This window comes from Paraburkholderia acidiphila, assembly GCF_009789655.1.
GTDB classification, from domain to species: Bacteria; Pseudomonadota; Gammaproteobacteria; order Burkholderiales; family Burkholderiaceae; genus Paraburkholderia; species Paraburkholderia acidiphila.
In genome coordinates this window covers 1,537,839-1,549,978 of sequence record NZ_CP046909.1, presented here as the reverse complement: position 1 = coordinate 1,549,978, position 12,140 = coordinate 1,537,839, and the positions used below count along the sequence as shown (strand labels likewise).

11 protein-coding genes are annotated in these 12,140 nt (G+C 64.2%); 6 read left to right on the top strand and 5 right to left on the bottom strand.

Features of this window, described 5'->3' with window-relative positions:
• Nucleotides 1-152: 152 nt before the first annotated feature.
• From FAZ97_RS06905 to FAZ97_RS06880, 6 genes are all read left to right on the top strand, one after another.
• Nucleotides 153-695 carry a hypothetical protein gene (locus FAZ97_RS06905; protein WP_158757772.1) on the top strand — a complete coding sequence of 181 codons (543 nt, stop codon included), beginning with the start codon at nucleotides 153-155 and terminating at the stop codon, nucleotides 693-695.
• 87 nt (nucleotides 696-782) lie between these two features.
• A complete protein-coding gene (locus tag FAZ97_RS06900) occupies nucleotides 783-1,874 on the top strand; it encodes a porin (RefSeq protein ID WP_158757771.1) in 1,092 nt (363 codons plus the stop codon).
• A 272-nt stretch (nucleotides 1,875-2,146) separates the two neighbouring features.
• A complete protein-coding gene (locus tag FAZ97_RS06895; RefSeq protein ID WP_158757770.1) occupies nucleotides 2,147-3,184 on the top strand; it encodes a zinc-dependent alcohol dehydrogenase family protein in 1,038 nt (345 codons plus the stop codon).
• 461 nt (nucleotides 3,185-3,645) lie between these two features.
• The gene (locus tag FAZ97_RS06890) at nucleotides 3,646-5,085 is read left to right on the top strand and encodes an MFS transporter (protein ID WP_158757769.1); all 1,440 of its coding nucleotides are present in this window, start codon (nucleotides 3,646-3,648) and stop codon (nucleotides 5,083-5,085) included.
• Nucleotides 5,086-5,106: 21 nt separating this feature from the next.
• Complete coding sequence (locus FAZ97_RS06885; RefSeq protein WP_158759083.1) at nucleotides 5,107-6,306, top strand: CaiB/BaiF CoA transferase family protein; 1,200 nt, start codon at nucleotides 5,107-5,109, stop codon at nucleotides 6,304-6,306.
• 3 nt (nucleotides 6,307-6,309) lie between these two features.
• Nucleotides 6,310-7,152, top strand: a complete 843-nt coding sequence (locus FAZ97_RS06880) for a citryl-CoA lyase (RefSeq protein ID WP_158757768.1) — start codon at nucleotides 6,310-6,312, stop codon at nucleotides 7,150-7,152.
• Nucleotides 7,153-7,225: 73 nt separating this feature from the next.
• On the opposite strand, the gene FAZ97_RS06875 is transcribed toward FAZ97_RS06880, so the two are convergent.
• From FAZ97_RS06875 to FAZ97_RS06855, 5 genes are all read right to left on the bottom strand, one after another.
• Nucleotides 7,226-7,996 (bottom strand): IclR family transcriptional regulator, encoded by a 771-nt coding sequence (locus FAZ97_RS06875; RefSeq protein ID WP_158757767.1) that lies wholly within the window; start codon nucleotides 7,994-7,996, stop codon nucleotides 7,226-7,228.
• A 120-nt stretch (nucleotides 7,997-8,116) separates the two neighbouring features.
• Nucleotides 8,117-9,124 carry a LacI family DNA-binding transcriptional regulator gene (locus FAZ97_RS06870; protein ID WP_199272081.1) on the bottom strand — a complete coding sequence of 336 codons (1,008 nt, stop codon included), beginning with the start codon at nucleotides 9,122-9,124 and terminating at the stop codon, nucleotides 8,117-8,119.
• A gap of 35 nt (nucleotides 9,125-9,159) precedes the next feature.
• Nucleotides 9,160-10,257 (bottom strand): ABC transporter ATP-binding protein, encoded by a 1,098-nt coding sequence (locus FAZ97_RS06865; protein WP_158757765.1) that lies wholly within the window; start codon nucleotides 10,255-10,257, stop codon nucleotides 9,160-9,162.
• A gap of 9 nt (nucleotides 10,258-10,266) precedes the next feature.
• The gene (locus FAZ97_RS06860; RefSeq protein WP_233271647.1) at nucleotides 10,267-11,196 is read right to left on the bottom strand and encodes a carbohydrate ABC transporter permease; all 930 of its coding nucleotides are present in this window, start codon (nucleotides 11,194-11,196) and stop codon (nucleotides 10,267-10,269) included.
• Entirely contained in the window at nucleotides 11,193-12,137 is a 945-nt protein-coding gene (locus tag FAZ97_RS06855) for a carbohydrate ABC transporter permease (RefSeq protein WP_158757764.1), read from the bottom strand. The genes FAZ97_RS06860 and FAZ97_RS06855 overlap by 4 nt, the downstream gene beginning before the upstream one ends.
• Nucleotides 12,138-12,140: the final 3 nt, after the last annotated feature.

The window sequence follows — 12,140 nt, the reverse complement described above, 5'->3', positions numbered from 1 at the left end:
GTTGTATTTCGCGAGTTGCGGACGTGCGTTGCGCGACGATTCTTGCGTGAGAGACGTCGTTTGCCTGCCGTTAACCCGATGTAGTTTTCCGCTTTCGTCGTTTCTATCTTGACGAAAAATCATTTCGTGCAGGAATACAAGAGGAGATGGCAATGAGCGGCAATGCAAGCGTAGGTGAGGGTGGGTATCAAGGAACGAGAACGGCAATCGAGGGCAAGCCGACACTCGGCGCAATTTTGCGCGCCGGCATTGCCGGAGGCTTGACGGGCGCGGTGATCATCTGGATTTACGAGGCGCTGATCTGGGTTGGCGCCCAGCATTTGATGCCGCTTGCGGGCATTCCCCGCAATGCCACCGGCCTCGTGTTCGGCAAGAGCGTACAGGACTCGCTCGGCATCTGGGCGTATCTGCTCGGGACTGCCATTCATTTCTTCTTTGCCATTGGCTGGGGCGTGCTGTTCGCCGCGATCTGGCCGTATTTCCGCCGCCGCGGCTACGAGGCCACCTTCGTCGCGCTCTTTTACGCGATCCTTGCCTGGATTGTCATGCACGTGGCGATCAGCATCGCATCCGACAACCATCCCAATTACTACGATCCGGTCGTCATCATCGGCGGTTTCATGTCGCACTTTTGCTTCACTGTGCCGCTCGCACTCGTGGTCAAGCGCATGCTCGCGCCAGGGCGCGCACGCTGACGCCTCAATACCGGCACCGATCGATCAATAAGTCAACAACAGGGGAATATGACGATGTCGTTAAATAGAGGAATCCTTAGTTTATCGGTGATCAGCGCGGCTATCATCGCCAGTACGCCGGCAATGGCGCAATCGTCGGTCACGCTGTATGGCGTGCTGGACGTGTTCGCCGGCTACCAGAACGCGAAAGTCGACGGCAAGACCACGTCGCTCGCCGTGCTCGGAAATAACGGCCTGATGACGAGCCGCTGGGGCTTGCGCGGCACGGAGGACATCGGTGGGGGTTACCGCGTGAACTTCGCGCTGGAGAGCGGCTTCGATCCGGGCACGGGCAAGTTGCAGAACAGCTATCGCTTCTTCGATCGTCAGGCGTGGGTCGGTGTGGGCGGCGGGTTCGGCGAGGTGCGCTTCGGGCGGCAGAACACGCCGATGTTTGCCTGGAGCGGCAATATGGACGCCTTCAGTGCAGCCACCTACGCCTCGGGCTACAACAACTTCGCGAACTGGCTCGCGCGCGTGGACAACGACATCGCGTGGATCTCGCCGAAGTTCGTGGGCACGCAGGTGGAGCTTCACTATTCAGTGGGCGGCCAGCCCGGCACGCTCGCGGGCAATGCCGTGTATCAGGCCGGCGTGCAGACCAACCAGGGCCCGGTTTATCTCGCGCTCGCGTATTTGAACGCGGCGAATGCCACGGCCTCCAACCGCGTGCAGGAATTCATGGCGGGCGGCAATCTCGACTATGGGTGGGGGCGCATCTACGTCGGCTATTTCCGTGCCAACGATGTGATTTCCGCGACCACCGGCAACGCGCTCAGCAACCCCGCGGGCAAATACGATCCGACGGTGGGGCCGGTTGGCAACACGGCAGGCGACTGGCACAGCACGTATTCGCTGTCGGCCGACTACCGGTTCTCGCCGTTCTTTAGCGTGGGCGCAGGCGCCGCCTACACCAAGGACAGCACGCACCTCGGCAACGACGCCTTGCAATATGGGGCAATCGTCAACTACGACCTCTCGAAGGGAACTCGGCTCTACGGCACGGTTTCCGAATTGAAGAACTACGGCACCGCGCAGTTCAAGATGGCGGGCGCCAGCATCACGACGGGCTCGTTCCTCACGCCGGGACCCGGTCAGAGCGAATTCGGCGTGCAGGTTGGCATCCGGCATCTGTTCTAGTGTTCGCGTGCGCAAAGAGAGCATGCGCAGCGCGTAGAAGCACGCGCCATCACTTCGTGGCCATCGGACATTGGATAGCGGTTCATCGGTCGTAAGTACTACGATCGTGATTGCAAGGGCGATGTTGTCGCTTTTTCGATTTCACTCGCGGCGGCCCGCCGCACATCGAAATATGCAAACCTTGCAAAGCAGGATGGACTCGCGGGACGCCAGCGCGCAGAAAGAAGGGCGCTTGGCGGCCCGGCGTATTTCCGGTTGTCGATGGAGGAACCATGAAAGCACTGGTCTACAACGGTCCGGGCAAGTTCGCGCTCGAAACGCGGCCAACGCCCGTCTTGCAGGGTCCCGGCGACGCCGTCGTCAAGATATCGAAGACGACGATCTGCGGCACCGATCTCCACATTCTCAAGGGCGACGTGCCGAGCTGCGAGCCGGGCCGCATTCTCGGCCACGAAGGCGTGGGCGTCATTCATGAAGTCGGCGAGGGCGTGTCGACACTGAAAGCCGGCGATCACGTGCTCGTTTCCTGCATATCGAGCTGCGGGCAATGCGAATACTGTCGGCGCGGCATGTACTCGCACTGCAAGACGGGCGGCTGGATTCTCGGCAATCGCATCGACGGCACACAGGCCGAATATGTGCGTACCCCGCATGCGCAAACGAGCCTGTACCGCATTCCCGACGGCCTCGACGAGGCGGCGCTCGTGATGCTCTCGGACATCCTGCCGACGGGGTTCGAATGCGGCGTGCTCAACGGCAAGGTGGAACCCGGCAGCACGGTCGCCATTGTCGGTTCGGGACCGATTGGCCTCGCCGCGCTTTTGACCGCGCAGTTTTATTCGCCTGCACAGATCATCATGATCGACATGGACGCCAACCGTCTGGAATGCGCGAAGCGATTCGGCGCGACGGCGTGCATCGATCCGCGCGCGGGCGACGCCGTGGATGCGGTCATGAAGCTCACGGACGGCGTGGGCGTGGATTGCGCCATGGAGGCCGTTGGCGTGCCTTCGACGTTCGAGCTGTGCCAGCAGATCGTGGCGCCGGGCGGCGTGATCGCGAACATCGGTGTGCATGGCGTGCCGGCGTCGCTGTTCCTCGACAAGCTGTGGGACCGTAACGTGTCGATCACGACGCGTCTCGTCGATACCGTGAGCACGCCCATGCTGCTCAAGACGGTGTGCGCCGGGCGGATCGATCCGAACCGGCTGATCACGCACCGGTTTGCGTTCGACGACATGGCCAAGGCGTACGAGACGTTTTCGCAGGCGGCTAGTACGCACGCGTTGAAGGTCATTGTCGAGGTGTGAAGTGCCTGTTTTAGATGTTTCCGAACATCTAAAAAATGTTGATAATTTATCTTATGTAAAATCAGGAAAATCCACAGGCAGGCCCACTTGCCAGGTTCGCCCGCGCCTCGTCCGCCGCCCGGTCCCGATAAGCCCCCGATCATCGGGACCCGTTGTTTGCGCTATCTCGTCCTGAAGACGCTTCGTGCGAAGCACCGGCTTCCGTTCGATCTGCGTTGCACCGGCTATCGGATAAACACACCAATGCCAGAGCGACGAACGAACGTCGCCAGACTCCATCGATCCATCACTTCATGCCGGTGAGCGGGCTTTCCTTGATCGGCGGCCCAGCACGCTCACCCGGTAAAAGCCCTGGTCGGTTGGCTCGACGCCACGCAGTATCATCGAGCGACCGATTTATAGAACGACGTTCTGTCGAAGAGAACGCCTAGACGCGCAAACGAAGTATTCAGGAGAGTCCGATGTCCAGCCTGCCAATCGGAGCGACGCACACGTCGCTCAGGGATGATGCCGCCGCGCCCGCCAGTGCCGCCGAGATCAACGCGCGCATTGACCGCCTGCCGGCGACGCGCGCCATCTGGACGCTCGTGCTCCTGCTTTCGCTGGGCGGCTGGTTCGAGTTCTACGATCTGTTCTTCACGGCCTACGTCGGCCCCGGCCTCGTGAAGAGCGGCCTCTACTCGACCACCACGACATCGTTCTTCGGCTTCTCGGGGCTCGGCGCATTCGTGGCGGCGTCGTTCGCGGGGCTGTTCATCGGCACGTTCTGCCTGACGGGTCTCGCCGACCGCTATGGCCGCCGCACCCTGTTCACGGCGTCGCTGCTCTGGTATTCGGTTGCGACCTGCATCATGGCGCTGCAGACGAGCGCGCCCGGCATCAACCTGTGGCGGCTCATCGCCGGCATCGGCGTGGGGGTCGAACTCGTCACGATCGACACCTACGTCAGCGAACTCGTGCCCAAGCACATGCGCGGCCGCGCGTTCGCGTTCGTGCATCTCGTGCAGTACACCGCGGTGCCGGCCGTCGCGTTGCTCGCGTGGTGGTTCGTGCCGCGCGCGCCGCTCGGCTTCGACGGCTGGCGCTGGGTCGTGATGTTCGGCGCGTTCGGTGCGCTCATCGCCTGGGCGATCCGCCGCCGGGTGCCCGAGAGCGCACGCTGGCTCGCGCAGCGCGGCCGAACCGAGGAAGCCGCGCGCATTCTCTCGAGGCTCGAAGCAAAGATCGAGGCGCAGTCCGGGCGCACGCTGCCTGCGCCTGCCGCGGAATCGGCCGGCGCACAAACGCTCACCAAAGCGCGTTTCGTCGACATCTGGCAACCGCCGTATCGCCGCCGCACCATCACGCTGCTCGTGTTCAACCTGTTTCAGGCGATCGGCTTCTATGGCTTTGCGTCGTGGGTGCCGACGCTGCTCGTTTCCAAAGGCATTACGGTCACGCACAGCCTGCTCTACTCGTTCGTGATCGCAGCCTCGAATCCGTTCGGCCCGCTGCTCGGCATGGCGATTGCAGACCGTATCGAGCGCAAGACGCTCGTCGTGCTCTCCGCGCTGACGATCGCCGTGTGCGGCACGCTGTTTGCCATGCAGACTTCCGCCGGCATGCTCATGTTCCTCGGCGTCCTGATCACGCTCGGCGGCACGCTGCTCTCCGTCGGGTATCACGCGTACCAGGTCGAACTGTTCCCTACTCGCCTGCGCGCCACGGCCGTTGGCTTCGTTTATTCGATGTCGCGCCTTTCCGCGATGTTCTCCGGTTTCATGATCGCGTTCGCGCTGCGTCACTTCGGCGTGCCAGGCGTGTTCGCGCTCATTACCGGTGCAATGATCGTCGTAATGGCGGCCATCGGCATCTTCGGGCCGCGCACGAAGAATCGCGCGCTCGACGACATCTCCCGTTAATCTTTTGCATACGAGGCTGCAATCATGCTCCCGTTAGCCGGCGTGCGCGTCCTGGACCTGTCGAATGTGCTCGCGGGTCCGTTCTGCGCCTATCAACTCGCTCTCTTCGGCGCCGAAGTCACCAAGGTCGAGCACCCAGAAGGCGGCGACCTTGCCCGGCGCCTGGGCGCCGACAAGGATGCCGCGGCGCGCAATATGGGCGCGTCTTTCGTGGCCGTGAACGCGGGCAAACGCTCGCTCACGCTGAACCTGAAAGACCCGCGCGGCAAAGCCATCTTGCTCGATCTGGTGCGCAACGCCGACGTGCTCGTCGAAAACTTTCGCCCCGGCGTCATGGATCGTCTCGAACTCGGATACGATCAGTTATCCAAAGTGAATCCGGCGCTGGTCTACTGTGCCATTTCCGGTTTCGGCGACGAAGGCGAGCTGTCGCGCCGTCCTGCTTACGACCAGATCATCCAGGGTATGTCCGGCGTGATGAGCGTGACGGGGGACGCGCAGAGCGCGCCGCTGCGCGTGGGCTATCCGGTCTCCGATACGGTGGGCGGCCTCACGGCTGCGTTCGGCATTTGCGCAGCGCTCGTCGACGCACGCGCGAACGGCCGCGGGCGGCGCCTCGATGTGTCGATGCTCGAAGCCACGCTCGCGACCATGGGCTGGGTCGTATCGAACTACCTGAACGCAGGTGTCGAGCCCGCGCCGATGGGCAACGAGAATTTCACGGCTGCGCCCTCGGGCACGTTCCGCACCGGCGCGGGTCTCCTCAATATCGCTGCGAACGAAACGCGTCAGTTCGAAAGCCTGTGTGAAGTGATCGGACGCCCCGACCTGCCCCGCGACGAACGCTTTGCCGCGCGCCATACGCGCAAGCAGTATCGCGAAGCGCTCAAGGCGGAGATCGAAACCGCGCTCGCGGCAGACAGCGCGGCCAACTGGGAAACGCGCCTGCTCGATCGAGGCGTGCCGGTGGGCCGGGTGCTTTCGGTGCCCGAAATCCTCGCGCATCCGCATCTGGCCGAACGGCGCTTCATACGCGAGTTCGAGGCGGCCCAGGGCGAAGCGGCACAGCGCGTAACGCGCGCGGGCCTACGGCTCGCCGATGCCGACGCCGCAGCCGCCTCGCCCGCACCGACGCTTGGCGCGCACACGCGCGAAATGCTTGCACAACTCGGCTACGAGGCCGCCCAAATCGACGCCCTGCACCACGACGGAGTGATCTGAACCATGTCGACGACGAACACCACCCCGCCCAATCTCGCGGCGCTCTGTGCCGACTACTGGAGCACCTCGATCACCGACATCCATCCGGGCTCGATCAAGGTGCGCGGCTATCCGATTCAGGAACTGATCGGCAACGTGAGCTTCCCGCAGATGATCTGGCTGATGCTGCGCGGCGAGTTGCCCGGCGACGAAGAGGCCACGTTGCTCGAAGCCGCGCTCGTGGCCTCGGTCGATCACGGGCCGCATGCGCCTTCGATCGCGATCTCGCGCATGGCCACGAGCTGCGGCTTGCCGATCAACGGCGCCATGGCCTCGGCGCTCAACGCGCTTGACGACGTGCACGGCGGCGCAGGCCAGCAGGCCGTCGAGCTCTATGCCGACATCGCCGCGCGTATCGTGGCGGGCAGTCCGTTTGACGCAGCGGTCGAAGCCGGCGTCGATGAGTTCATCGCCGCTCATGGCAAATATCTGCCGGGCTTCGGCCATCGCTTTCATCCCGTCGATCCGCGTGCGGGGCGGCTGCTCGCGCTCGTCGATGCGCGCGTGGCGTCCGGCACGATCAAGGGCCGCTACGCGGCGATTGCGCGCGGCATCGAAGCCTTGCTGAAAAAGCGCAAGGACCGGCCCGTGCCGATGAATATCGACGGCGTTACGGCGGTGATTTACGCGGAGCTCGGGTTCGCCCCGGAGCTGGCGCGCGGCGTATTCTGCCTCTCGCGCGCAGTGGGCATTCTCGCGCATGCGTGGGAACAACGCGGACGCGGCGAGCGTAACAAGGGACCCATGCCGCGTCAGATTCCCTATGCCTATACGGGTGCGCCGGAGCGGCATCTGGAGCAGTCCTGATCAACGCCCCGCGAACGAGACTGCACGCCAACGGCGCTCACGCGCGCAGTGCTTCCGATTGCCGGACGCGGACTCAAGCGTCCTCGCGTGCGCGCGCCGCGTGCGCACGCTGGGCGGCGCGCAGCGCGCGCGAGTCGCCGCCGAGCGCGTCGGTAGCGCGTATCGCGCAATCGAACAGCGCATTGAGATGACGCTCGACGAAGGCCCCGTCGATGCGTGAACTCGGTCCGGCGAGCGTGAGCACGCCACGCAACGTATCGTGAACGCCGAACACGGGCACGGAAACGCCCGCGGTCTCACGGTCGCGCTCACCGATCGAGATGCAGAAGAAGTCGTGGCGAATGCTCTCGAACGGCTCACCCGGCTCGCCGCCGAACGCGAGCAACGCGCGACCGCCCGAGCCGCTTTCGAGCGGCAGTACGTCTCCCTCGCGCACGTGGTGGCGCACCACATGGTGTGAATCGACGCGATGCAGGCACACCCGCACAGCATTGTCGCGCACATAGAACGACACGCTCTCCCCACTCGCGGCGGCCAGCTCGCGCATGAGCGGCAGCAGAATATCGCCCATGTTGAGGCTACGCTGATAGAGCGCGCCCAACGCGAACGTGGCAGGACCGAGCTGATAACGTCCGTCGTCCAGGCGCAGCAGCAGGCGGTGTTGAATCAGCGCGCCGGCCAGACGTAGCAGCGTGCTTTTATAAAGCCCTGTGCGCCCCGCGAGTTCGGCGAGCGTGAGCGCACTATCTCCGGGGCGAAACGCGAACAGGATGGCACACGCGCGGTCGATGACAGCGACGCCTTCTTCTTTCTTGACCGTACCAGCCGGGTCTTGCGCAGGCATGAATGGAACAGTGGGGATGGGAAACGCATTCGATTTTACGCGACTTGCTGCTACCCGGGGGCGGCTCTCCCCCTCGTCTTCACCGCGCTCGCGCGATGCACGCGAGCGGGCCGGCGTCCGTCACTTCACCCGCGCCACCGAATCGCGCAACGTCACGCTTACCGGGAAGGTGCGTTCGATCGGCCACTGCGTGCCGTAGCACTGGTTGATGAGCCAGCGCACCGCGTTGCGCGTGAGTTCAGCGGTGGGAATGTGCACCGAGGTCAGCGCGGGCGCCATGTAGGCTGCTGAATAATCGTCGTCGTAGCCGATTACGGAGACGTCGTGGGGCACGCGCAAGCCAGCCTGCTGCAGGCGCGCGAGCGCACTCATGGCCATCGTGTCGTTCGCGCAGAAGAGGCCAGTGAAGCGGTGTTTGCGCTCGAGGAGCGTCCCGGCCGCCACATAGCCGCCTTCGGGCGAGAAGTCCGACACGATATGCGGCACGGTTCTGCGCTCGATGCCGTGGCGCGCCAGCTCGGCGAAAAAGCCGTGCAGACGCGCCGCATTGTCCGACGACGTGGACGGGCCGCCGATGACCGCAAGCTCGCGATGGCCGTGTTCGATGAGCGTGCGGGCAGCCATCTCGCCGCCGTGAAAGTGATCGGCGCAGAACGATGCTTCGGGTAACTGATCGAATGCGCGATTGAGGAAAGCCATACGCGGGTGCATGGCATGCAGCATCTGCAGGTCGTCGTCGTACAGATCGTGGCTGATGACCACCACGCCGTCGCAATCCCGCCCGATCAGGAAGCGTACGGCCTCGATCGCCTGCTCGCGCGGCGACGCTTCGCCACAACCCGTGGCCACCACTACGTGGCGACGCACGGCGCGCAGTTGCGTATCGGTTTCCTTCAGGATGGTGCCGTAGTACGAGCCGAAAAACGTCGGGACGAAAATGCCGATGATGCCGAGCGACTTCGTGGCCATCGCCCGGCCGATGGACGAAGGCCGGAAATTGAGTTGCTCGATCGCGGCCTGCACGCGCGCGGCGGCTTCCGCCGACACCGGACCGTTGCCCGATATCGCCCGCGAAGCCGTCGAAAGGCCCACGCCAGCCAGCGCCGCCACGTCTTTCAGGGTCGCCACGTTCCTGGTCTCTCTCTTTTTGTCGGTAATGTCCATCAAATCCGTGCGCCGGTTTCTTCGTCAAACAGCGAAACATGCGCACCGTCGATGGAGAACGGCACTGCCGCCCCACCTGCGAGTGGCGCCTTGTCCTGATCGATCGACGCGATCTGCCCGCCCTGATGCTCGATCCACAGTACCCGATGATTGCCCATGGGCTCCACGAGCGTCAAGCGCCCTTCCCACGCGGCCTCGTGCGGGCGCACCGCACCACCCGCCCGTACGTCCTCGGGTCGCACGCCCAACACGCAGGCGCGCGTGGGATCGGGTGTGCCCTTGAACGCGTAGGCCGAAACATCCACGTCGAGCCCCTGCCCGCGAAAGCGCAGCCGGCCTTCGTCGGCTTCGAGCCTGCCACGCAGCAGGTTCATCGGCGGCGCGCCCAGGAAGGTCGCGACGAACAGGTTCTCAGGGCGCGCATAGACTTCGGCTGGCGTGCCGAACTGCTGGATCGCCCCGCCCTTCATCACCGCCATGCGCGTGGCGAGCGTCATCGCCTCGACCTGATCATGCGTCACGTAGATCATCGTCGCGCCGAGTTGCTGGTGCAACTGCTTCAGTTCGCGGCGCAACTCGGTGCGCAACTTGGCGTCGAGGTTCGAGAGCGGCTCGTCGAACAGGAACACGTCGGCCTCACGCACGAGCGCGCGCCCAATTGCCACGCGCTGGCGCTGGCCGCCCGAGAGCTGCGCCGGCTTGCGCGCAAGCAGCGGCCCGAGCTGCAGCATGTCGGCGGCGCGCTTCACGCGGCGGTCGATCTCCGCTTTTGGCGTGCCGTTGATACGGAGTGCGAACGAGAGATTGCGCTCCACGTTCATGGTCGGGTAGAGCGCATACGACTGGAACACGAGCGCCACGCCCCGATCCTTCGGGTCGGCCCATGTCATGTCTGCCCCGCCGATCTCGATGCTGCCATCGGTCACGTCGACGAGGCCCGCGATGCTGTGCAGCAACGTGGACTTGCCGCAGCCCGATGGCCCGAGCAGCACGACGAACTCGCCAGCGCGCACGTCGAGATCGAGTTCGTCGATCACCGTGTTCGCGCCGAGGTCGATGCGCAGATTGCGTACGGAAACGTTCGTGAGATTGCCCATGCCCTGCTCCTAGCCTTTCACCGCGCCCGAGGCGATGCCGCGCACGAACCAGCGCCCGGAAATGAAATAGATCGCGAGCGGCACGGCCGACGTGAGGATCGTCGCCGCCATATTGACGTTGTAGATACGCTCGCCGGTCGTCGTGTTGATGATGTTGTTCAGTTGCACCGTCATCGGCAGATTCTTCGTGCCCGCGAACACGAGGCCGAGAATGTAGTCGTTCCAGATGCCGGTGACCTGCATGATGATCGCCACGACGATGATCGGCACCGACATGGGCAGCATGAGCTGCAGGAAAATGCGCCAGAACCCGCCGCCGTCGATGCGCGCGGCCTTGAACAGCTCCTGCGGCAAGGACGCATAGTAGTTGCGGAACAGGAGCGTCATGACCGGCATGCCGAAGATCGTGTGAATCAGCACGATGCCCGGCAGCGAGCTGAAGAGATGCACGAAGGCCAGCACGCGCACGAGCGGGTACACCATCACCTGCACGGGAATGAAGGCGCCCGCGAGCAGGATGCCGAACAGCACGCCCGCGCCGCGCGGCCGCCAGAACGACAGCGCGTAGCCGTTTATCGCGCCCACTGCGATCGAAAGCACCGTGCTCGGTACGACGATGCGCACCGAATTCCAGAAGCCCACGCGAATGCCGTCGCAGTCGAGCCCCGTGCACGCGGAGGACCACGCATCGCGCCACGGCGCGAGCGTGAAATGCACCGGCAGTGCGAGCAGGTGACCGAGACGGATCTCGGTCATCGGCTTCACCGAGGTTACAAGCATCACGTACAGCGGCAGCAGAAAAAAGAGCGCCGCGGTCAACAGAAACGCGTAGACGCCGAGCCGCGCGGGCGTGAAATGCTTGCGGGGCTTGCGCCGTGAATGCGTCGCACGCGCTCGAGCGGGTGCGGGGCGCAGCGAGTCGGCTACAGGCGTGCTCATGCGCGGTCTCCTTTGAGCGCGGCGCGGCTGCGCGCGTAGAAGAACGGCGCAAGGATCGCGAGGACGGTGGCGAGCAGCACGATCGATGCGGCCGAAGCGAGCCCGATGTTCGCGCGATTGAACAGGTAATCCATGATGAATTTGGCGGGCACCTCGCTCGCGGTGCCGGGGCCGCCCTGGGTCATCGCGACCACGGCGTCGTAGAGTTTCACCACCATCACGAAGAGCAGCACGAACGCGGTGGAGAGCGAGGTTTTGAGCATCGGCACGACGATGCTCGCGTACACGCGCCAGCGCGGGATGCCGTCGAGGCGCGCGGCCTTCCAGATCTCGTCGTCGATGCCGCGCAGCCCCGCGAGCATGAGCGCCATGACGAGGCCCGAGGCCTGCCAAACCGTAGCGATCACGAGCGTGTAGATCGCGAAGCGCTGCGTGACGATCCAGTCGAAGCGCGCATGCTCGAAGCCCATCTGCTGCAACACGGCCTGCACGCCGAGTTCAGGATTGAGGATCCACTGCCACACCAGACCCGTTGCGACGAACGACATCGCATAGGGATAGAGAAACACAGTGCGCAGCGCGCCTTCCGCGACGACGCGCTGATCGATGAAGATCGCGAGCAGAAGCCCGATCACGAGGCACGCCACGATGAAGCACGCGCCATAGATCACGAGATTCTGCAGCGACAGGATCCAGCGGTCGTTCTGGAAGAGCCGCACATACTGCGTCACGCCCGCGAACGTGTTGGTCGGCAGCGAGCGCGAGAAGCTGAGCGAGACGCGCGCTGTAAACAACATCGTGCCCAGATAGGCGAACAGGACCGTCGCCGCCATGGGCGCGAGCGCGATCCAGGCGGCGAGCGAGAGCCGTCGGCGCACGGGGCGAACGCTACGCGCTTGCCCCGCTTGACGTTTGGCTGGATGCAGCTTGGCGGCGTACATGAT